18 protein-coding genes and 1 riboswitch are annotated in these 22,099 nt (G+C 66.6%); of the genes, 6 read left to right on the top strand and 12 right to left on the bottom strand.

Annotation, left to right across the window (positions count from 1 at the left end):
- Window positions 1-354: 354 nt before the first annotated feature.
- Window positions 355-1,290 carry a DNA-3-methyladenine glycosylase 2 family protein gene (locus AB0B25_RS01440; protein WP_357173283.1) on the top strand — a complete coding sequence of 312 codons (936 nt, stop codon included), beginning with the start codon at window positions 355-357 and terminating at the stop codon, window positions 1,288-1,290.
- Between the two features lie 50 nt (window positions 1,291-1,340).
- On the opposite strand, the gene AB0B25_RS01445 is transcribed toward AB0B25_RS01440, so the two are convergent.
- Window positions 1,341-1,547: a hypothetical protein gene (locus tag AB0B25_RS01445; protein ID WP_357172976.1), complete on the bottom strand. Its 207-nt coding sequence runs from the start codon at window positions 1,545-1,547 to the stop codon at window positions 1,341-1,343.
- Entirely contained in the window at window positions 1,547-1,846 is a 300-nt protein-coding gene (locus tag AB0B25_RS01450; RefSeq protein ID WP_357172979.1) for a hypothetical protein, read from the bottom strand. The genes AB0B25_RS01445 and AB0B25_RS01450 overlap by 1 nt, the downstream gene beginning before the upstream one ends.
- 856 nt (window positions 1,847-2,702) lie before the next feature.
- On the opposite strand from AB0B25_RS01450, the gene AB0B25_RS01455 reads away from it, so the two are divergent.
- Window positions 2,703-2,924 (top strand): DUF397 domain-containing protein, encoded by a 222-nt coding sequence (locus tag AB0B25_RS01455; protein ID WP_357172982.1) that lies wholly within the window; start codon window positions 2,703-2,705, stop codon window positions 2,922-2,924.
- 171 nt (window positions 2,925-3,095) lie between these two features.
- Window positions 3,096-3,293, top strand: coding sequence for a hypothetical protein (locus AB0B25_RS01460; RefSeq protein ID WP_357068744.1), 198 nt, complete (start codon window positions 3,096-3,098; stop codon window positions 3,291-3,293).
- A 49-nt stretch (window positions 3,294-3,342) separates the two neighbouring features.
- Here AB0B25_RS01460 and AB0B25_RS01465 read toward each other — a convergent pair whose 3' ends face one another.
- The 7 genes from AB0B25_RS01465 to AB0B25_RS01495 all read right to left on the bottom strand — a co-directional run bounded on the left by AB0B25_RS01465 (window position 3,343) and on the right by AB0B25_RS01495 (window position 13,003).
- Window positions 3,343-4,089 (bottom strand): succinate dehydrogenase/fumarate reductase iron-sulfur subunit, encoded by a 747-nt coding sequence (locus AB0B25_RS01465; RefSeq protein ID WP_357172985.1) that lies wholly within the window; start codon window positions 4,087-4,089, stop codon window positions 3,343-3,345.
- A 2-nt stretch (window positions 4,090-4,091) separates the two neighbouring features.
- Window positions 4,092-6,032, bottom strand: a complete 1,941-nt coding sequence (locus tag AB0B25_RS01470; protein WP_357172988.1) for a fumarate reductase/succinate dehydrogenase flavoprotein subunit — start codon at window positions 6,030-6,032, stop codon at window positions 4,092-4,094.
- A gap of 25 nt (window positions 6,033-6,057) precedes the next feature.
- Complete coding sequence (locus AB0B25_RS01475) at window positions 6,058-6,888, bottom strand: hypothetical protein (RefSeq protein WP_357172991.1); 831 nt, start codon at window positions 6,886-6,888, stop codon at window positions 6,058-6,060.
- Window positions 6,889-7,819: 931 nt separating this feature from the next.
- On the bottom strand, window positions 7,820-8,107 hold the full coding sequence (locus AB0B25_RS01480) for a hypothetical protein (protein ID WP_357068736.1): 288 nt from the start codon (window positions 8,105-8,107) through the stop codon (window positions 7,820-7,822).
- Window positions 8,108-8,300: 193 nt separating this feature from the next.
- Window positions 8,301-9,263, bottom strand: coding sequence for an alpha/beta hydrolase (locus AB0B25_RS01485; protein WP_357172994.1), 963 nt, complete (start codon window positions 9,261-9,263; stop codon window positions 8,301-8,303).
- Window positions 9,264-9,678: 415 nt separating this feature from the next.
- Complete coding sequence (locus AB0B25_RS01490) at window positions 9,679-11,634, bottom strand: acyl-CoA dehydrogenase family protein (RefSeq protein ID WP_357172997.1); 1,956 nt, start codon at window positions 11,632-11,634, stop codon at window positions 9,679-9,681.
- Window positions 11,635-11,821: 187 nt separating this feature from the next.
- Complete coding sequence (locus AB0B25_RS01495; RefSeq protein ID WP_357173000.1) at window positions 11,822-13,003, bottom strand: ATP-binding protein; 1,182 nt, start codon at window positions 13,001-13,003, stop codon at window positions 11,822-11,824.
- A 172-nt stretch (window positions 13,004-13,175) separates the two neighbouring features.
- On the opposite strand from AB0B25_RS01495, the gene AB0B25_RS01500 reads away from it, so the two are divergent.
- The 3 genes from AB0B25_RS01500 (at window position 13,176) to AB0B25_RS01510 (ending at window position 14,906) form a co-directional block, all read left to right on the top strand.
- Window positions 13,176-13,433, top strand: coding sequence for a hypothetical protein (locus AB0B25_RS01500; RefSeq protein WP_357173003.1), 258 nt, complete (start codon window positions 13,176-13,178; stop codon window positions 13,431-13,433).
- Window positions 13,434-13,666: 233 nt separating this feature from the next.
- A riboswitch (cyclic di-AMP (ydaO/yuaA leader) is annotated at window positions 13,667-13,824 on the top strand.
- 77 nt (window positions 13,825-13,901) lie between these two features.
- Window positions 13,902-14,498, top strand: coding sequence for an NlpC/P60 family protein (locus tag AB0B25_RS01505; protein ID WP_357173006.1), 597 nt, complete (start codon window positions 13,902-13,904; stop codon window positions 14,496-14,498).
- Between the two features lie 3 nt (window positions 14,499-14,501).
- Window positions 14,502-14,906 carry an RNA-binding S4 domain-containing protein gene (locus tag AB0B25_RS01510; protein WP_357173010.1) on the top strand — a complete coding sequence of 135 codons (405 nt, stop codon included), beginning with the start codon at window positions 14,502-14,504 and terminating at the stop codon, window positions 14,904-14,906.
- Between the two features lie 57 nt (window positions 14,907-14,963).
- On the opposite strand, the gene AB0B25_RS01515 is transcribed toward AB0B25_RS01510, so the two are convergent.
- Genes AB0B25_RS01515 through AB0B25_RS01525 form a run of 3 tightly spaced genes read right to left on the bottom strand, consistent with a single transcriptional unit; the run spans window position 14,964 to window position 22,092 of the window.
- Window positions 14,964-16,700 carry a fatty acyl-AMP ligase gene (locus tag AB0B25_RS01515; protein WP_357173012.1) on the bottom strand — a complete coding sequence of 579 codons (1,737 nt, stop codon included), beginning with the start codon at window positions 16,698-16,700 and terminating at the stop codon, window positions 14,964-14,966.
- The gene (locus tag AB0B25_RS01520; RefSeq protein WP_357173015.1) at window positions 16,697-21,799 is read right to left on the bottom strand and encodes a type I polyketide synthase; all 5,103 of its coding nucleotides are present in this window, start codon (window positions 21,797-21,799) and stop codon (window positions 16,697-16,699) included. Before AB0B25_RS01520 ends, AB0B25_RS01515 begins: the two co-directional genes overlap by 4 nt.
- On the bottom strand, window positions 21,796-22,092 hold the full coding sequence (locus AB0B25_RS01525; protein WP_357173018.1) for an acyl carrier protein: 297 nt from the start codon (window positions 22,090-22,092) through the stop codon (window positions 21,796-21,798). The genes AB0B25_RS01520 and AB0B25_RS01525 overlap by 4 nt, the downstream gene beginning before the upstream one ends.
- Window positions 22,093-22,099 lie beyond the last annotated feature (7 nt).

The raw sequence follows: 22,099 nt of genomic DNA on the forward strand, positions 1-22,099 counted from the left end.
GCGCACTCATCGCGACCGGTCCCGACGAGTGCGCGCGCGGTTCAGCTGCCGAAGGGCAGGGTGCCTGGCGGAATCTGGTAACCCGAGCTGCCCGCGGAAACGCCGCCCCAGGCATTGAGCAACCAGTTGAGTACAGTGGTGATCATCAGAACCTCCATCATGGCGACTGCCAGTTGTTTGCGGATCCGAAGCCGATATCGCAATGCCTTTTCGGGTTGTTACAAAATAAAGCACAGCCCGGATCATTCGGAATGAATATTTGATCGCGTCGTCGTCCGTGGTGCGCCGAGGTAATCGCCGGCCCATCCTGGCGTGCGAACGAACGCCGGGCAGAATGGTCGGGTGCGCAATGCGATGGCCGAGCCGGGAGCGGGCCGGACCGGTTCGGCCAGGATCGTGACGGCGGATCGGCCGATCGATCTGGCGTGCACCATAGCCCCGCTCGGTCGCGGCGCCGGCGATCCGTGCCACCAGGTCACCAGCGACGGTGCGCAGTGGCACGCCTCCCGGCTGCCGACCGGCGCGGTCACCTACCGACTGACTCAATCCGGTCCATGCGCGGTCGAGGCCCGTGCCTGGGGTCCCGGTGCGGCGGAATTCCTCGACCGCTTGGAGTACATGCTGTGCCTGGACGAGGACGTCTCCGCGTTCGCTCCCGAGCACCCGAAACTCCTCGACGCGCACCGCCGTTTCCCTGGTCTGCGCATGCTGCGCACCGGTCTGGTCTTCGAGGCGCTGGTGCCCGCCGTGCTGGAGCAGAAGGTGCACACCGTCTCAGCACATGCCTCGTGGCGCACCCTGGTGCGGAGGTTCGGCGACCCCGCGCCCGGCCCAGCGCCGAAGGGCATGCGGCTGCCACCGGCTGCCGCCACTTGGCGCCGGATTCCGTCCTGGACCTACCACCGCGCCAACGTCGGCCCGCAGCGCGCGCAGACCATCGTGAGCGCGGCCCGGGTGGCGGATTCGCTGGAGCGGGCGGCGCAGGTCGGCCCGGCCGATGCTGCGCGGATGCTGCGGACCATACCCGGCATCGGCGTGTGGACTGCCGCGGAGATCGCGCAGCGGGCATTCGGTGACCCGGACGCGTTGTCGGTCGGCGACTACCACCTCGCCGCGACCGTCGGTTGGACCCTGGTGGGTCACCCGCTCGACGACGACGGGATGATCGAATATCTCGAACCGCTACGCCCACATCGCTATCGGGCGATTCGGCTTCTCGAGATCAGCGGGCACTTCCACCGACCGAAGTTCGGTCCGCGTACGCCGCTCACCGATCACACCTGGCACTGAGTGAGCCGGAGGTGCCGGGTGCGATCGTCGACCATGAAGATCCCACCTCGTCAGCAGGGCAGCGCACGTGCGTCGAGCACACATTTACCGGCTTGGACCAGTGTCGTGCGCGCGCGGCGGCGCACCTGGCACCGATCCACGGTGCAGTCGATGTGTAATTGCATTGCGGCGTGCGCCTGTTCGACGGTCAGGACACCGGGGTCGGCTTCGCAGGCGAGCAGCGCGACCACGGGCTGGTGCCGCTTCGTCCATGGCATCAGGCGATTCCCACTCTGTGCGTAGCGCCGATCCCGCGCTGCCGGGTCGGGGCGCGACTGCCACCCCACGTCGACCGGTGCGCGGCGACGGCCGCCATCGGACCCGCGTCGTTCAGCGCGCCGACCGAATCCGGCGGGGTGGGTGCGACTTCGGCGGCCGGTGGCGCCGCGAGGGCCTTGGCGCGAGTCACGGTGCGACCGGGCAGGTATGACACCATCCAGCTATCCCGACCGACGTTACGCGCCCGCGGCGGGGTGAGATCGCCGGTCCTCGACGACATGCGGCTGTGTGCTGTCATGGCTCCCCGTTCCTCCGTGCGACTCCTTGTGAATGCCAGAGGGATTCGTAGCGGAGCGGCGATTCGACTGGAAAGCTTCGGGGCGTATTGCGGACACGCCGTCAGCCGGAGGACGAGACAACGCCCGTTATGGCCATCCCCAACTCTTGCGTGTTTCTCAACACGAAAACCAGCTGGTAGAAGAGGATTTTGCGGAGTTGGGGCCGAATAGGTCCCTGCCACGCGAAGCGTGCGGAACCGAGCGGGAAGGTCACCTCCGATGGCCCTTGGACGAGCAACGGGAGCGCAGAACGGAGCGTACGGTGGCACCACGGTCGGCACGAGGATCAGCGAAATCCGGGAAACACCCAGATCATCCGACAGGCCAGCCATTTCCCACACCGCCTGCTCGATTCTACTCCGCCGGCAACGCGGCAGATACCGCCAGGGATCGGCGCACGGAGCAGGGGTCACCGTCGCGGTAACGGTCCGCCATCCCACTGTCGGTCAACCCCAGCTCAGCCTCGGGTTGTCTGCCGACCGCCGATTACCCGAGGACGCTGAATCACTCGATTATCCGAGGGATTGCGCGGCGGAACCAGAGGCGAGTTCAGCCGCGTCCTGTTGCGCCACCGAGAAAGCTATCGCCGGCCACCGTCGATGTGGTGGCACTGTGTTTCACCGGAGATCTCTACCTGGAAAGACACGCCGAGGTACGGCGGTACGATCGGGCTCACGAGTGCCTGCAGCGCTGCGTGCTGGGATATTCGGTCGAGTAGAGGTCTGCTACAGCAGGGCCCGAGGGTGTGCGGCATGAGTTTCGATCCGGTTGGGGCGCAGCGCTGAGGACGACGCAGAGAGCAAAGGAGTCCATGTCGTGAGCATCCAAGGCAACACGAACGTCGACCTGACGAACGCAACTTGGCGGAGTTCGGGCGAAAGTGCGGGTGACAGCGTGCAGGTTGCGTTGCTGGCCGACGGACACGTCGGCCTTCGCAACGGCAAGGATCCCGACGGACCCGTGTTGGTCTTCACGCCGGCGGAGTGGGCCGCCTTCACCGCGGGCGTCCACGACGGTGAGTTCGACCGGCCGAAATAGGCCGGACGCCGCCCGGCAGCGAGTGGCAGTCTGCCGGGCGAGTCGGCGCGACAGAGCGAACGTTCCCGTTGGATGCCTGAGGTGATCGAATCTGCGCGAAGATCACGAAACGACACAGATTCAGCAACAGAATCATGTTTGCCACGGCATGTCGCGGGTAAATATCTTTTTGTGGACCGTGGGCTCAAGAGTTCCCATCCCGGGTACAAGAAACTGTGGCCCGGCGATTGGGTGGAATGGCTGATCGTCGCACTGCTGTTCGCAGTGTCGGCGATCGGTGTCTTCATTCTGACCAGCTCTGTGCTGTCGGCATTGTTCGTCGGCCTGCTCGTATGGATCGTCGCCATCGGTGTGGTGGCGATGCTCTAACGGTGCACCGACCGGCCGGGCGTGCCCCCGGCCGGTCGGCCTTGCAGCGCTAGCGGCGAAACAGCTTGTTGCCCAGCCAGACCAGCGGATCGTATTTCCGGTCGGCCACCCGTTCCTTCAGTGGAATCAACGCGTTGTCAGTGATCTTGATGTGCTCCGGGCAGACCTCGGTGCAGCATTTGGTGATATTGCAGAACCCGAGCCCCTGCTCGTCCTGCGCCAGTTCGGTGCGGTCGGCGACATCGAGCGGATGCATCTCCAGTTCCGCGATCCGCATCAGGAAGCGCGGCCCCGCGAACGACTGCTTGTTCTCCTCGTGGTCCCGCACCACATGACAGGTGTTCTGGCACAGGAAGCATTCGATGCACTTGCGGAACTCCTGCGAGCGCGCCACATCGACCTGCTGCATCCGGTATTCGCCGGGTTTCAGGTCGTCCGGCGGGGTGAACGACGGTATCTCTCTCGCCTTCTCGTAGTTATAGGACACGTCGGTCACCAGGTCCTTGACCACCGGGAAGGTGCGCATCGGCGTCACCGTGATCACCTCGTCCTGGGTGAAGGTAGACATGCGCGTCATGCACAGCAGCCCCGGGCGCCCATTCACCTCGGCTGAACAGGAACCGCACTTGCCCGCCTTGCAGTTCCAGCGCACTGCGAGGTCGGGCGCCTGGGTTGCCTGCAGGCGGTGGATGATGTCGAGCACCACCTCACCCTCGTTCACCAGCACGGTGAAGTCCTGCAGTGCACCGCCCTCGAGGTCGCCGCGCCACACGCGGAATTTGGCGTCGTAACCCATCGCTACGCCTCTCGCTCCGTCGAAGTCCCGCTCGCGGTCGGGTGTCCCGCGAGCTCGGCCGGGGTGTAGTACTTTTCGAGCTCGCCGAGATCGAAGAGGGCGAGCAACTCCGGACGCATCGGGACTTGATCCTTCGGCGTCACTGTGACGGTGGGAATCGGGTCGTCGGCTGTCTCCGACTGCACCGCGCAGACCAGCAGTTTATTGCGCCAGTCGGGATTCATCGACGGATGGTCGTCGCGGGTGTGTCCGCCGCGACTCTCGGTGCGCTGCAATGCGGCCTGCGCGACGCACTCGCTGACCAGCAGCATGTTCTGCAGGTCGAGCGCGAGGTGCCAGCCCGGGTTGAACTGGCGGTGTCCCTCCACGGTGACCTGTCGGAATCGGGCGCGCAGCTCGGCGAGTTTGTCGATTGCCGCGCGCACCTCGTCTTCTTTGCGGATGATGCCGACCAGGTCGTTCATCGACTGCTGCAGATCGGTGTGCAGAGTGTAGGGATTTTCACCGCTGCCTTCGGTCGGCGGATCGAACGGCGCCAAGGCGGCTTTCGCGGCTTTGGTGATGTCGTTCTCGGAGACCGACGGGCGCTCGGTGAGGCCCTCGACATAGGCGGAGGCGCCGAGCCCGGCCCGACGGCCGAATACCAGCAGGTCCGAGAGGGAGTTGCCGCCGAGCCGGTTCGATCCATGCATCCCGCCGGAACACTCACCCGCGGCGAACAGACCGGGGACCGTGGCGGCGCCGGTATCCGGATCGACCTCGACTCCGCCCATTACGTAGTGACAGGTCGGCCCGACCTCCATGGGCTCCTTCGTGATATCCACGTCCGCGAGCTCTTTGAACTGGTGGTGCATCGACGGCAGCCGCCGAATGATCTCCTCGGCCGGCATTCGGGAGGCGATATCGAGGTAGACACCGCCGTGTTCGGTTCCTCGACCTGCTTTGACCTCTTCGTTGATCGCCCGCGCGACCTCGTCCCTCGGCAGCAGGTCCGGCGTGCGGCGCGCGGAATCATTGTCGCGCAACCATTGGTCGGCCTCTTCCTCGGTCTCGGCATACTGTCCCTTGAAGACCGGCGGAATGTATTCGAACATGAACCGCTTGCCCTCGGTGTTCACCAGCACGCCGCCGTCGCCGCGCACCCCCTCGGTGACCAGGATGCCCTTCACGCTGGGCGGCCAGACCATTCCGGTCGGGTGGAACTGCAGGAACTCCATATTGATCAGCGTCGCGCCCGAGCGAAGCGCGAGGGCGTGCCCATCGCCGGTGTACTCCCAGGAATTCGAGGTCACCTTGTACGACTTGCCGATGCCGCCGGTCGCCAACACCACCGCGGGCGTCTCGAACAGAATGAAGCGGCCGGATTCCCGCCAGTATCCGAACGCGCCGGAAATTCGTTCACCGTCCTTGAGCAGTTCGGTGATGGTGCATTCGGAGAAGACCTTGATGCGCGCCTCGTAGTCGCCGGTCTCCGCGAAGTCCTCCTGTTGCAGCGAGACGATTTTCTGCTGCATGGTGCGGATGATCTCCAGGCCGGTGCGGTCACCGACGTGTGCGAGCCGGGGGTAGGTGTGACCGCCGAAGTTGCGCTGGCTGATGCGGCCGTCCGCGGTCCGATCGAACAGCGCTCCATAGGTTTCCAGCTCCCAGACCCGGTCGGGCGCCTCCTGAGCATGCAATTCGGCCATGCGCCAGTTGTTCAGGAACTTGCCACCGCGCATCGTGTCTTTGAAATGGGTTTGCCAGTTGTCCTTTTCGTTGGCGTTGCCCATGGACGCCGCGCAGCCGCCCTCGGCCATCACAGTGTGCGCTTTGCCGAAAAGCGACTTGCACACCACGGCGACGGACAGTCCGTGTTCTCTGGCCTCGATCACCGCCCGCAATCCGGCGCCGCCCGCGCCGATCACGACGACGTCGTAGTTGTGCCGTTCCACTTCTGCCATGCAGAGAAACTCCTCGATGAGGCGGTCAGTTGATGAACCGCAGGTCCGAAATCGTCTTGCTGGCAACCAACATGACGTAGAAGTCGGTCAGCACAAGCGTGCCGAGGGTGGTCCAGGCCAGCGCCATGTGCCGAGTGTTCAGCGTGGAGACCTGAGTCCAGAACCAGTAGCGCACCGGATGCGCGGAGAAGTGCTTGAGCCGACCACCCGCGATATGCCGGCACGAATGGCACGACAGTGTGTAGGCCCACAGCAGGATCACGTTGACCAGCAGCACGATATTGCCGAGGCCGAACCCGAAGCCGCCGGTCTTGCCGTGGAAGGCGACGATCGCGTCGTAGGTGTTGATCACCGAAACCAACAGGGCTACATAGAAGAAGTAGCGGTGCGCGTTCTGGATGATCAGCGGAAGTTTGGTCTCGCCGGTGTATTTGGCATGCGGCTCGGCCACGGCGCAGGCCGGCGGAGAGAACCACACCGACCGGTAGTAGGCCTTGCGGTAGTAGTAGCAGGTCAACCGGAAGCCGAGCAGAAAGGGCAGTACGACGAAGCCGAGCGGCAGAATTGCGGGTAGCTCACCGAACGGCGTGCCGAAATGGGACGAACCCTCGACACACGAAGTGCTCAGACACGGCGAGTAGAACGGCGTCAGGTAATGGTAATCCGCTACCCAATATGCCGTGCGCACATAGGATCTGGTCGTCGCATAGATAACGAACGCGGCTAGCCCGAGCACTGTGAACAGTGGCGGAATCCACCACCGGTCGGTGCGCAGCGTGCGCTGCGAGATTCGGGCCCTTGTTCTGTTGAATACGCCGGTGCCCGTCTCCGGGGCGGCGGTCGGTGCGGCACTCACAGGTGGATGCCTCGCTGATCTGCTGTGCGGGTGGTCATCGTTACCTCCGCAGTCGAATGTGATGCTGAGCACCATACGACACCCGTGCTATGGAGCGAACAGGGTCTTGGCAATCCCAACCCGCCTGAATGCCCGTGATTTGCGCCACATCGGCGCCGGATGGCTCGGCTGCCGGAGGTCGGTGAACCAACCGCAAACACTTCGAACTCGACTAAAGCGGAACGCGTTTGACGTTTGGGCGCGCCCAAGAAAACTCGCGGTCGAATTTTCGCGTCGATACCGTCGCACATGGGCAACAAATGTGTGGCTATCGCTCCTGGAGATATAGGCGCTGAGGTGGCGCCGCACCAGCACCCCGAGAAAAGGAGCACCGAACGATGAACCGGGCGCCCGGCCTAGCTGACGGCCGCGATAGGGCCGCCGGTCGGCGCGCCGGGACCGTGCTGTCGGGGATGACGCCACGTTGCTGGAACCTTCTGTCCGGCCGCACCACCCCACCATCCCGGACTTCCCGTCGAAGAGGCCTCAGCCGAGCGCGGTCCGATGGCGGCCGACTAAGGTCGTCCGACCGCCATGTCACTACGCTCGAGTGATCGCGGTGGGTGGGTATTGTGCAGTGGGGCGGGCGGGGGTAGCTGTCGGATGCTGTGGCGTAGTAGGCGATCCCGTTTTCGGCGGTCCGTCGGTTGTCGCGGCCGGCGGCGCGACTGGGATCGAAGGCCGTTCGGCGCTGTCGTATTCGAGGCCGCTTCGCCAACCGCGCCAACCCGGATCGGTGCGGAACCGAGCGCCGCGTGGTGACCAGGGATCGCGGGGATCGGTCTATACGCGCTGTGTCTGGTGCTGGGCATGGTCAGGTGTGGCGATGTACTGCGGCGACACCTCGCGGGTTTGGTCCGATCAAGGGGCCGCGAGGTCCCGCGTCGCGTGCCTACTTGGTTCGTGGCCGGGAGTGGAAGCCGAGTCCCTCGTCCTGGGCGCCCATCCAGGCGGCCTCATCGGATTTGCTGTCCGGAACGTAGATCGTGTCCTGTGCCTGACGCGGTATCGCCGGGGGCGGTGACTGCTCGAGTTCGTCAGCATCGATGACGAGCCGTTCGAGATCGTTCTCCAGCCGGCGCACGGTGTTGGCGTCGCCGTAATGAGCGCGCAGCGCGCCGATGGATTGCCGGAGCTGGCCGACCGTGTAGCGGAGTTCCGCGAATTCGCTGCGTGTCATCGATGCCTCCTCTGTACTTTGATGGACAGCACAACTCGGTTCGGCGCGTGTTGCCTGCTACCTGCGGCCGCACTTCACCAAGCTGTGTGACCCACCACACAACGTGATCTACAACACAGTACAGAAAGAATTCGATTCTGGCGCGCCGGATGTCGGACCCGGTGATACCCCGGTTGCCGCCGGTTGCCTGCGATCAGCCCGCGACGGCGAACTCGGTCCCCTCGCCCGCCGCGCCGACAGCGCGCTCGACGAGTGCGACGATGGACAGCGCGACCTCTTCGGCGCGTTCGAGGATCACGCTGTGCCCGGCTCCTTCCAGGCGTACCAGTTGCGAACCAGCCAGCTGGGAGGCCAGCACGATGGAGTGCGCGAACGGAACGACGATGTCCGCTGTGCCGGCCAGCACCAGCGCGGGGATCGTGCCGAGGCGATGCAGTGTCGCCGACTCGTCGAAGGTGATCAACGAGTGCAGGAAGCTGGACATGGTCAGCAGGGGGGTGTCGTTCAGCATCGCGGTGGCGACCGCGGCCACCCGCGGATTCGTCTTCCTGGTGCCGAAGTTGGCTTCGCGGATGAGCGGCTCGAAGAACCGTCGCGTCATCCGTTTGGACGCCTGCATCATGCGCGGCGCGCGGGTGACGGCGACCTGCAGCGAGCGCACCGCGCGCTGGTTCAGCAGACGGCCGAGCCCGGCCTCGGTGAGGCCATTGGCCGCTCCCGCGAGCAGTCCGACACCGACCACGCGCGTGCCGATCGCCTCCGGGAACAGTCGGGCGTAGGCGAGCAGGACCATTGCGCCCATCGAGTGTCCGACCAGGATCACCGGACCGGTCGGCGCGACCGTCCGCAACACGGCATTAAGGTCGTGTCCGAGCTGGTCGATGGTGTACGTCGAGGGATGCGCCACGCCGGATGCGCCGTGGCCCCGGTGGTCGTAGAACACCATCCGGACGCCGCTGCCCAACTGCTGGAGCAACTGGTCGCGCAGGAAGGACCAGGATTCGGTGCGCAAGCAGTGGCCGTGGACGAAGACGACGGTCGCGGGGGCGTCGTCGGCGCCGAAGATACGGACCGAGAGGGGCACGCCGTCTTCGGCCGACACGGTGACACGGTGGCCGCCGTAATCGGCGGCGTGGCGGGCGATCGTCGTGCGCATGACACTCTCCTGTGGGCGAGGCTCCCTGACCTTCGGAGCTTCTTGCCCAGTTGTCGATCTGGATTTCCGCGTCGTTAACGGCGCATACCTGCTGTTATGGACACGTTGTCCAACCGACGCCGGTGATCGACAGCGTGGGGCCATTGTTCGTACCGGACGAATCCGGAAAACACAAGGTCAGTTACTGTATCGTTAGTAAATTTACTATATCGTTAGAAAGTTGGGGTTGTCCATCATTCGCGTCGACGGATTCAGATCCTGTTGTCCAGGAGATTCGGTGCATCATCGCCGATATGTCGACAGAATCTGCGCCTTTCTACGAATATTCCGATACTCCCGAATATCAGGCAAGGCGCCCTCGGTTCGTCACGTTCGGGCGCCGCGCTCCCGAACGTGACGAACCTGGCCGTCGTGACTAAGCGTCCGCGTGGCTGCGGGTGGACGGCAGGAATGGGCGCAGCAGGTTCGCTTCGGCGGACGGGCCGACCTGCCACTCGGCGATCCACGGCCCGGTTCCCTCGCTCGGATCGAGCACACCCTGCTCCAGCCATTGGTAGCGGCCGTCGAGCACCCCGCGGGTGAGGGTGCGGTCGTCGTCGTCGGTGTTGTCCCACAGTGCGTCGAACAGTGTGCGTACCCGCACCCTGGACTGCCGGCAGAAGCTGTCGGCCAGTTCCTCGGCGGCCTCGGCCTGCGGTGCGCCCGCGCTGCGCAACGCCTGCGCGCGCACGCAGGCCGCCGACATGGCGAATAGTTCGGCGCCGATGTCGACGATCCGGCCGAGGAAGTTCTGCCGGTACTCGAGTCCCGCCTGCCAGCGGCCCATCGCGTACATCAGCGACCTGGCTTGCTTGCGTGAACCGCGCTCGACGAACCGCAGATGGCGGGCCAGCGTGCCGAACTCGGTATACGCGGCCGGCACCGTGCCCGCCCCGACAGCCAATTGTGGGAACCATTTGGCATAGAAGCCGGTCGCACCGACCGCTGCTTTCGCCTTGTCCTTGAACTCGGCCTTGCGGTCGACCAGCGCGCCCGCGGCGGCCATGTGCGCGTCGGCCATCTCTCGGGCGATCAGCAGCCGCATGATCTCGCTCGATCCTTCGAAGATCCGGTTGATCCGCAGGTCGCGCAGCAATTGCTCGGCTCCGACGGCACGCTCGCCACGCGCGGCGAGCGATGCCGCCGTCTCGTATCCGCGACCGCCGCGGATCTGTACGAGCTCGTCGGCGATCCGGCAACTCATCTCGCTTGCCCACAGTTTGGCGAGCGCCGCTTCGATCCGGATGTCGTTTCGTGCCTCGTCGCACATCGCCGCCGACAGGTCCAGTGTCGCCTCCAGCGCGAAGGTGGTGGCCGCGATGAACGAGATCTTTTCGCCGACGGCGGCGTGCTCACCGACCGGCTTGCCCCATTGCACCCGCTGCGCGCTCCACTCTCGAGCGATCTTCAGCGACCACTTCGAGGCCGCGGTGCACAGCGCGGGAATCGCGAGCCTGCCGGCGTTCAGGGTGGTGAGTGCGATCTTGAGGCCGTCGCCCTCGCGGCCGACCAGATTGCGCTTGGGAACACGGACGTTGTACATCCGGGTGAGACCGTTCTCGATGCCGCGCAGCCCCATGAAAGCGTTGCGCCGCTCCACGGTGATACCCGGTGAATCGGCTTCGACCACGAAGGCCGAAATGCCGCCTCGATGTCCCTCGCTCTTCGGTACCCGCGCCATCACGACGAGCAGTTCGGCGACGACGCCGTTGGTCGTCCACAGTTTGACACCGTTGAGTTCGTAGAACTCGCCGTCCTCGATCGGCGTCGCGGTGCTGGCCATTCGGGCCGGATCGGAGCCGACGTCGGGTTCGGTGAGTAGGAAGGCGCTGATCGCGCCCGCTGCGCAGCGGGGAAGGAACTCGGCCTTCTGCTCGGGGGTACCGGCCAGTTTGAGTGGTTCGGGCACTCCGATGGACTGGTGCGCCGAGAGCAGGACGCCGAGACTCGGGTGCGCTGAACCGATCAGCATCAGCGCCCGGTTGTAGCCGAACTGTGAAAGGCCCTGGCCGCCATATTCTTCTGGAATCTTCAAGCCGAAGCAGCCGAGTTCGGCAAGGCCCCGCACATACTCGTCCGGAATCCGGCCTTCGGATTCGATCACCGATCCGTCGATCGTCTCGCAGTACGACCGTAGTCGCGCCAGGTACGCCTCGGTGCGCGCCGCGTCCTCGGGGCTGGGCTGCGGGTAAGGGTGAATCAGATCGAGCCGGAACCGCCCCAGAAACATCTCCTTGGCGAACGACGGCTTGGCCCAGCCCGTTTCACGGGACTCCTCGACCAGTGCACGGGCCTGTTCTTCGGTGGCGTCGACTTTCGCTGGTGTCGCCATGATGTCCTCCTCGGACGTGATCGGGATCACATTCGAGTGTAGGAGGGTTTGTTACCCGCCGGTAGATCTCGCGGTCGAGATAAGTCTACGAATCTCTACTGATCTCGTAAGAGAGGTGGATACGCGGCAATCGTCAGACCCCGTCGTCCATCCGTCGACGAGGGAACGCCACGGCCGCGCAGCCGCATCAGACCGAGCGCAGGTAGCGACCGAAGTGTGGCACGGTGAAACCGATCGTCCCGCGCTCGGCCGAGTAGATGAGGCCCTTCTTGATCAGCCCGTCGCGCGCCGGCGACAACGAGGCCGGTTTGCGGCCGAGTTCGTTGGCCACGGCGGCGGTCGCCACCGGGCCGTCGTCGCCGGACAGGTCGGCCATGGCGCGCATGTACTCCCGCTCCGCAGGCGTTGCTCGCTCATAGCGAGAGCCGAAGAAGCCGACGGCCAACTCTTCCTCCGCGGTCGGCGAGGCCACCTCGACATCCTCGGCGGTGATCGGACTCTCCGGCGCCTGGTCCCAGACGGCCTTGCCGTAGGCCTGCACAAAATAGGGGTACCCATCGGCCCTGTCGTACAGTGCGTCGAGGGCTTCGTCGGCGAACTTCACGTCTTCACGCTGGGCGGGCGCGATCAGGGCCTGGTCTGCGGACTCCCGGTCCAATCGGTCTATTCGGTGATAGCTGAATAGTCGCTCCGAGTAACTCTTCGAGGCGGACAGCACGGCGGGCAGATGCGGAAGTCCGGCGCCGACCACGATCAGCGGCGAAGTGTCCTGGCTCAGTTCGTGGCATGCGCCGCAGATCGCGGAGATATCGGCGGCGCCGAGATCTTGCATCTCGTCGATGAAGATCGCGATGCCGACGCCGATGTCGCCGGCCAGTGCGGCCGCCTCCATCAGCAACTCCACCAGATCGATCTCGATGTCGCCGGAATCGGCCCGACCGGTGACCGCGGGTACGTCGATGCCCGGCTGCCAGCGTTCTCGCATGCCCTTGTCCGCGGTGACCCGCAACGCGAAAGCTTTCAAGATGCCGAGGAAGTCGTCGACCCGCTCCGGATTGGGGTGCGTCGTGGCGATCGCGCGGACGGCCATGTGCAGCGCCGAGGACAGTGGGCGGCGCAGTTCCTGTTCTGGCCGCGCCTCGATCTTGCCGGTGCCCCAGCCGCGGGACACCGCCGCTGAGCGAAGCTGATTGAGCAGTACCGTCTTTCCGACGCCGCGCAGGCCGGTGAGCATGACACTGCGTTCCGGACGGCCGCGCGCGATGCGTTCGAGCACGATATCGAAGGCGGTGAGTTGTTTGTCGCGTCCGGCGAGTTCGGGTGGGCGTTGTCCCGCACCGGGGGCATACGGATTCCGCACGGGGTCCATGCCCAGACACCGTAGCGCGTTTCGTCCGGATAATCTGCGCTCATCTACGGCGTGTCCTAGAGAGGCTTAGCGTTCCGTATCGCACTATTGCTCGATTGCGCTATTGCTCGCACTATGCTGGCGGCGGTTCGCCAGAACGGTCGCGCGACATTCCGTGCGAGAACGGAGAGGCATGTCCGACGAGCCCACCCCCGAATCCACCGCCGAGGTGGTGGAGTCGTGGAACGTACCCGCGGGCGCCACGGTGGCGCAGCGCATCAGGTCCAACATCCTCGTCGCGATCGAGCGCGGCTTCGACGACCCCCAGTTGGTCGCGGACCTCGCGGTCGGCCCGCTGGTCATGGCATTCGGCCGGCTCGAGGTGGAACTCGCCGACGCCCGGCGCCGAATCGACGAACTCGAGCGCGCGATGGGTGGCGCCGAATCCTGATCGGCCCGCCGCGATTCGGGCGAACGTTGTCCAGTGGTGACCGAGCGCGGGCTGGCCGAGATCGCATCGTGACCGATCACAGGTTGCAGTTTTGGACCGCCCATGCAGGGAGTTCGGCAGGAAAAGGGAAGTCGCCACGCTGTGCGCTGGACAACATTGCGTCGGCGTCGTAATCTCTTCGTGACTTAGTGGAGTCAGTCGCTTCGTAAGAGAAACGGCGCCACTGGGTACCGCCTCAACGGCCGTCGGAATCAACCGGTTTCGGCTGTCGTACCGGGGGACCACAGGTTTGTCTGGGGTGAATCCGCGCGGCCGAATTCGGTCGCAAGGTAGGGCCGTTCTCCCGGCCCGAACTCGTCAGTTGACCCGGTCGGCGGGAGAGCAGCAAGATCGGAGACGTAGCCGGTGGGTAAACACAGCTTGCAGCGGGATTCTCGGGTTCCGAATTCCGTCAAAGGTGCCATAGTCATGGGAGCGGTTGCCGCGACTGGCGCGATGCCGGCGATCCCAGCCATGGCCGCGACTATCAACGTTCCCGGTGTCGGCAACATCGACGTTCCGCTCCCCCAAGAGTATGAGCAGCCGGCCCAGCAACTCAGCCAGCAGATCCAGCAGGCGCTCGCGGCCGTTCCGTCCGCCCCCGCCCCCTCGGCTCCGCAGGCGGCTCCGCAGCCTCCCGGTTTGGCACCGCTGCTGCCTGGTCTGTTCGCGCAGCCGAGCACCCCGGGTGACATCGCCCTCGACGCCGCCAAGACCAAGGTCGGCGCCCAGTACTCGTGGGGTGCCGCCGGCCCCCAGTCCTTCGACTGCTCCGGCCTCGTCCAGTGGGCCTTCCGCCAGGCAGGAGTTCAACTGCCTCGCACCAGCTTCGAGCAGTCACACGTCGGTGCGCCGGTCGCGTTCCAGAACCTGCAGCCGGGCGACATCGTCGTCACCAACGGCGGCGGCCACGTCGGCATCTACGCGGGCGACGGCAAGCTGCTGAATGCGGTGCAGTCGGGTCAGCCGGTGTCATTCACCCCGCTGCGGCCTGACATGGTGGTTACCGCACGCCGTATCGTCTAACGAGTGGCCCGCGCCGAACACGGCATCCAGCACATCGCGACACAGGCCCGCGTCGATTCGTGGACTTGGGCGGTGCGCCTGTTCAAAACCAGGTCAGCAGCTGCTGAGGCGTGTCGAGGCGGACATGTTCGGGTGAACGGCGCGACCGCAAAGCCCGCGCAGCCGGTGCGGCCCGGCGACGAGGTACGTATCCGGGTGGCGGGTCTCGAACGCATCGTCATCGTGGAACGCCTCGTCACCAAGCGAGTCGGCGCTCCCATTGCGACGCAGTGCTTCATCGATCACAGCCCGCCGCCGCCTCCGCGGGAGATCTTGGCGACCATGCCCCGTCGAGATCGGGGATCGGGGCGACCGACCAAGCGTGAACGTCGCGAGACCGATCGGCTCCTCGGCCGGGCCGAGTCCTGATTGCCCGCTCGGCATCCGCCGTACCGCATCAACGCACAGCCCGGGCCGCCCGTTCGGCTAGATCATCGCAACCGGCTGCAGTTGGCCCGCCAGATAGCGCGCCCTGCATTCGCCGCGGCGCAGCTTTCCGCTTGTGGTCTTAGGTATCCGGCCCGGCTCCACCAGCATCACCGAGCCCGGCATCACCTCGTGCGTGGACGCGATGGCGGTGCGGATTCGGCGGGCCAGCACAGAGAGTTCGGCAGGCTCGGCGACAACCACGGTGGTGAGTTCGGCGACTACGACCAGATCTTCCCGCCGACCGTCATCGTGCCCGAACACCACCACATGGCCAGGTCGGATCTCCGGGGTACACGCCTGCACAGTCGTCTCGATATCGGCGGGATAGTGGTTGCGTCCGTCGACGACGATGACGTCCTTGCGGCGTCCGGCGAGGTAGAGTTGGCCCTCGTGCTGGAAGCCCAGATCGCCGGTGCGTAGCCAGCGTCCGTCATCGCCGACCAAGGTCGCGCCGAAGGTCTCCTCGGTGGCGTCGGGCCTGCCGAAATAGCCGTCGCACACATTGTCTCCCGACACCCAGACCTCGCCGACACTTCCCGGCGGCAGCGCTGTCCTGCCGACCGGGTCGACCACCCGCACTACCTGTCCCACGGGTGTACCGCAGCCGACGAGCGATATGCCGTCCGGGGGCGTGGCCTCGGCGGTATCCCTGGGCAGCGGGACCACGCGTCCCTCGGCGAGTGCGCCACGGTCGAAATGGCGCCACATCGGTTCTTCCCGCTGATCGCACATGGTGACGGCGAGGGTGGCCTCGGCGAGACCGAAGCCGGGGGTGTGCGCGTGGTTGCGGAAGCCGTGCGGGTCGAAGATCTCGGTGAACTCGTCCAGCACGTCGGCGCGGACCGGCTCGGAGCCGTTGATCAGGACCTCCAGCCCGGACAGGTCGAGGCCGACCCGCTCCTCCGGCGTCGTTCCTGAAATGGTCAGTGCCAGACCGAAATTAGGGCAACCTGTGACGCCGGCGCGGTAGTCGCTGATCGCACGCAGCCAGCGGATCGGACGTTTGACGAACTCCGCGGGCGCCAGGGTAACGGCGTGGACGCCGAGGGACAGGGGCAGTGAAAGGCCCAGGATCAGGCCCATATCGTGGAAGAACGGCAGCCAGGTCACGATCGGCCGATCGCCAGCCGCGGACAGGGCGTGTCGCAGCTGAGCCAACGCCGTCGTCAGATTCGCATGGGTGACCCGGACCCCAGCGGGCGACTTGGTAGATCCGGAGGTGTACTGCAGGTAGGCGAGTTCGCCACATGTCGGGTCGATCACCACGGCCGAATCCGCCGGCGGAACGGTACCGTCTCTCGGCAACACCAGCACCTGCCCCAACGCCTGTCCGAGCGTCGGCGCGCTGACGTCGTCGTGCGCCGATACGAGGGTGAGCGCGGGCCGGGCGTCGGCGAGCACCGCGTGCAGACGTTCTCGATGGCGCGCTCCCGCCGCGGGAAACAGCGGCACCGCGACCCGATTGCTGTACAGACAGGCGAGAAAGGCGATCGCGTAATCGACTCCGTGCGCGCAGAGAATGGCCACCCGGTCGCCGGGCGCGCTGTCTTGCCGCAGTCGCCCGGCGAGCGCGCCCGCCGCGGCGTGCAGGCTTGCGTACGTCATCGTGCGGGGCACACGTTCCTGCATGCGGAAGCACAGCTCGGTGAAGGCGTTCTCGTCCGGCCTGGTCGCGGCCCATTCGGCGACGCGCACCGCGAGGATGTTGCCGGGGGCCGGGTCGGTCGCTGTCACGGTGGCGCCTCGCTGGTGTTCGCGGCGATCCGATCCAGCAGGGCGGCGCCGAGGGTGGTGATGGTCGGGTGCTTGAACAACTCGGCGGTGGAGATCCGAATTCGCAGCCGGGCTTCCAGAGTGCGCCGCATCTCGATCGCGAGCAGCGAACTGAGTCCTAGGTCGTTGAAGTCGTCGGTGACATTGATCTGCTCGGCGGGCAGATCGAGCGTACTCGCGAGGACGCGGCGGATGGTGGTGGTCAGTGGTTCGACCGTGTCCGGCGGCGTCGGCGTGCGCGCGGGCCCGCGCACACCGTCGGCAGGGCTCGGCATCCTGATCGAAGTTCCCCGTGGACCGAGGAGATTCACCAGCCGGACCGCGACCGGGGACGGATCAGTGGTTGGGGCATAGTCCAGTGCGAGCAGATGTCCGCCGTCATAGCGCAGGGCCTGGGGCAGCACGGCCATCCCGCGGCGCAGGTCGTAGGCCGTGATGCCCGCTCGACGCAGGTGGCTCGCGCCGCCGGCCGCCGCGGCGAGACCGGAATCCCAGACGCCCCAGCCGATGCTGAGAACGCGCCGGCCCGGAGTGCTCGACGCCAAGGAGTCCATTGCCGCGTTCGCGGCGGCATAGGCGGCCTGACCCGGCGCACCGAGCGCGCCCGTCGCCGAGGAGAAAAGCAGGACGAAATCGGTCGGATCGGTCGCGGTGAGTTCGATCAGATTGGACGCCGCGGTCGACTTCGGCGAGAACATCCTGGCCAGCTGGCCCACCGTGACCGCGTCGAATCCAGCGCCTTCCAACGCGCCCGCGGCGTGCACGATGCCACGGATGGTCGAGCCGCATTCGCGAATATCGTGCAACGCGTTGGCCAGATCGTCGCGGTCGGCGGCGTCGCAGCGAACCACGACGATGCGATCCTCCAGACCGTCCAGCAGCGCGGGCACCGGGCGGGGCGCTCGCGTCAGCACCACGACGTCGTGCGCACCCGCGTCGAGTAGCCAGCGCACGGCGACCGAGCCGAGTGACCCGAGCCCGCCCGTGACGACGTAGGTTCCGCCCGCGTCGATGGTGGCGACGGGCAGCGCGCGCGGCCGTGCGGGCGCGAAGCGCCGAACGGCGACATCGCCGGCGGACAGGCGCAGTTCGTCGGGGATCTCGGTGTCGGCGGATGGCACCAGGCGGCACAGCAGGGGGATATTCCTCGGGTCGGTATCCGCCCAGATCAGCCGGACCGTTCTGCTCGATTCGAGCTGCAACGAACGCGCCAAGCCCGCGATCGCCGCTCGCTCGATCGCTGCCCATGAGCGGGACTCGTCGGGCACGGGTGGCGTTGCGGCGCCACCGCGTTCCGGCAGCACGATCGTCACGGACGTGGTGCTCTCGTCGGCGTGCAGGCGTTGCAGCAGATCGACTACCCGACCGATCGACGCGGTGGGATTCTTCGTGTCGGACGCTGTGTCCGTGGGCCAGACCAGCACCACGGCGGTGGGCAGCGCGCGGCCGGCGAGGACCGAGGTGACGATCCCGCTCGCGGCGTCGGGTTCGCGCGCGACCCGCTCGGTCGGCACTTCGGTGTCCAGCGCTCTGGCCAGCCGGACTGCGAGGTCGGAGGCGCCGATCACCAACACCCGCTGCGCGGCCGTCTCCAGTGCGCCGAACCGAAGTGTCTCGAGTTCGCGTGGCTCCCACGTCTCCTGGCGGAACGGCGCGGGCGGGTCGAGTTCGGCCGGCGGATGCGTGCCGAGATCGCCCAGTACGCCGTTTTCCGCATAGCGGATCCGCACACCGGAGAAGACCAGGCAGGGAACGCCGTGCTGGTCGGTGCCGATGACGTCGCCGACCAGTCCGGCGCCGGTACGCTCCCGGATGAGCGCGTGCACCTCGAGCACCACCCTGTTCGGTTCGGCCGAGAGCCAGGCCGAGTCCACGCCGATCGGCAGCGGGACCGCCGAGGCGGGCAGGTCGTCGATGACCGCGGCGGCGAGTAGTTGCAGGCCGCCGTCCAGCGTTGTCGTGCGGTGCAATTCGGCGGCGTCGAACAGGCCGAGGGCCACCTCGGTGCCTGTCGCGATGCCGCGCAACGCACGAAAACGTGGACCGTACTGTAGACCTCGACGGCGCAGTTCTTCGTAGAAAGCGCCGGTGGCGATGATCCGCATCCGGTGTCGGGCCGCCCGATTTGCGTCGACCACCCGCATCCATGCGACGATATCCGCGGGTGTGGGGTCACCGGCGGGCCGGGCCGAAGCCAGCGTTCCGGTGCCCGTGACCTCCGCCTGTACATTTGCGTCGGTTCCATCGCCACGATAGGTGACTTCGGGTAGCGCGCCCAGATCGGTGCGCTGGTGAACGGCGAAGTCGACGAGCGTGGCCGCCGCGGTCGTGTCGCGGGCCACCCGAAGCAGCCTGTGCAGCCAAAATGCCGCGGGCACCGTGGCCGCGCCCTGCACGACGTGATCGGTGAGATCGTCTGCCGGGAACGTGGTTTCGGCGATGCTCGTGGGGGTGCTCGCCGAGAACAGCAAAGGGAACCGCCGCTTGCGCCACTGCCGCGGTGGCGGTGTGTCGAAGGGCCCGAGCGCTGACCAGTTGACCGGTCGCCCCTCCAAGTACAGCCGCGCCAGACATGTGAGGAATCCACTGGCCTCGTCCTCGCGCAATGCCACCGGGTGCGCACCCGCGCGGAAGTCCGGATACTCCCGTACCGATGAGATCAGCACCGGATGCGGCGCGATCTCCAGTACGGTCGCGATCCCGTCCTCGGCCGCGCGTTCCATCGCGGCGGCGAGTTGCACCGTGCCCGCGGTGTTTTCGGCCCAGTATTCGGCGTTCATGGCCGCGGTGGTGATCTTCGCGCCGCGTCGGGCAGTCGAGTACACCGGGACGCGCGGCGTCCGCGCGGTGACCTCGGCCAGTGCCGCGACGAAAGTCGGGAGCACGGCGGCGATTTGGGGACTGTGCGCGGCGAAGTCGACCGCGAGCCGGTGCGCGAACATGTCGCGGCGGTTGGCCCTGCGCACCAGGGTGTCGATATAGCGTGGCGTGCCGGACACGACCACCGATCGGGGGCCGTTGACGGCGGCGATGCCCACCTCGGTGTGCATCGGCTCGACGAGTTTCGCCGCCTCTTCGGGGGCCGCCTCGAGCACCGCCATCGCGCCGTGCCCGTCCAGGTGGGCGAGGGTGGCGCTGCGCAGCACTACCACGCGCGCCGCGTCGGCGAGGGGCAGTGCGCCACTGACGACGGCGGCGGCGATTTCGCCCATGCTGTGTCCAGCGACGGCGTCCGGCTCGATCCCCCACGCTGCCAACAGTTTCGCCAGCGCTACCTGGAAGGCGAACAGCGCGGGCTGCACCAGTTCGGTGGCGTGTGTGTCGCCGCTGCCGGGCGGTGTGAGGGCGAAGCCGTGCCGCGGAGTCCAGATCCGCGGCCCACCTGCCGCGACGACAGCGTCGGCCGCCTCGGCGAGTGCCTGGGCGAAGACCGGATACCGTGCCGCCAGCGCCCGGCCCATTTTCGGATGCTGACCACCCTGCCCGGAGAACAGGAACAACACGCCGCCGCGCCGGCGGTTCGTCACCGGGCCGAGCGCTACCTCGGTGTCGCCGCGGCCGAGGGCGCGTAGCCGATCTACCGCGTCACCACGGTCGCGTACCAGGACCGCGGCGCGTGCGTGCTCGGGAAGCAATCGGGCGGTGGCCGAGGCGAAGTCGCGTAGCGACCGCCGCGTGGCGTTGTCCGCGCCGCGCAGCTCGTCGGCCAGCCGCAGTGCGTGCTCGCGCAACTCGGCGTGGTCACGAGCGGTCAGCGGGATCAGCATCGGTGCCTGTTCGCCTCGGTCGTGCCGCGCCGCCTCGATCCCGCGCAGCACCACGTGCGCGTTGGTGCCGCCGAATCCGAACGAACTGACGCCCGCCGTTCGTTGTGACGCGGGCACGTCGCTCCAGTCGACCTGTTCGGTCGGCACCCGCAGTCCACGTTCGGCAAGCTTCAGTAGCGGGTTCTCGGATCGGAAGTGGATCGTCGGTGCGATCACACCGTGGTAGATGGACAGCGCGGTCTTCACCATTCCGGTGACCCCGGCGGCTGCCTCGAGATGCCCGATGTTGGATTTCACCGACCCGATCCACCGAGGATCCCCGGCGTTGTCGCCGAGCGCCGCGGCGAGTGCGCCGACCTCCACGGCGTCACCCAAAGTCGTCCCGGTGCCGTGACATTCGATGTAGCGGGCGTCGCCCGGCGCAAGTCCGGCGCGCGTCCACGCGGTGCGCAGCGTCTCTTGCTGCGCGCGGCCGTTCGGTGCGTACAGGCCGTTCGAGCGTCCGTCCGATCCGATGGCGGTGCCGACGATCTCCGCGTATATCCGGTTTCCCTCGCTCAGCGCGTCCGCGGTGCGCTGCAGGATCACCACCGCGCACCCGTCGCCGCGGGTGTAGCCGTCCGCGGTGGCGTCGAATGGCGTCGCCCGCCCGCCAGGGGACAGGAAACCGCTCTCGGCCAGATAGTTCGTCGTGTGTTCCAGCAGCATCAGGTTGACCCCGCCGACGATCGCGAACGGCACCGTGCCGTCGGCGAGCAGCCGGACCGCGAGGTCTACCGCGGTCAGCGACGACGAGCAGGCACTGTCGAGCACCAGGCTCGGCCCGTGCAGATCCAGGACATAGGACAACCGGTTGGCGATGATGCTCAGTGCGGAACCGGTGACCGCGTAAGGCGCGTCGTGGCCCGGTTGGCCGAGCACCGTGATGCCGTGATCGTAGCCCGACGCGCCGAACACGACCGCGGCGCCGGAACCGCGTGCGCGATAACCGATCCCGGCGTCGTCGAGCGCCTCCACCGCCACCTCCATGGCGAGCCGCTGTTGCGGGTCCATGACCGCGCTCTCCCGATCGGAGATGGCGAACCAGGTGTTGTCGAACGATTCGACATCGTCGAGGTAGCCACCGCGCCGCACGCCGAGCCGTCCGGCCGGCGGTGTGGCGGTGGCATCGCGGCCGTCGAGCAGCAGCTGCCAGAAGTCGGCGACGCGCGCCGCGCCAGGCAGTCGGCAGCCGATACCGACGATGGAGACCGGGGGTCGGGGGCCGACGGAGTCAGAGGACGCGGTGCTCATCGCATCGCGAGATACTCGACAAGCTGTTCGATGTCTGGATGGTCGTAGATCGCGGTCAGCGGAACCTCGACTCCCATGGCGTCTTCGAGATGGGCGGTCAGCCTGGCCAACTGGCTGGAGCTCAGGCCGAGATCGGTGAAGGGCGAACTCGTCGACACGACTGCGGTGTCGACGCCGAGTAGATCTGCGACGGCCATGACGGCGGCACAGGTCAGTACGGCACGTCGGCGATCGCCGAGCGAACCGTCAGTTTCCTGCGCACCACCATGCCCATCCGGAAAACTGGGCCGCATCGCGTCC

The organism is Nocardia sp. NPDC049190 (genome assembly GCF_040648115.1).
Lineage (GTDB): Bacteria > Actinomycetota > Actinomycetes > Mycobacteriales > Mycobacteriaceae > Nocardia.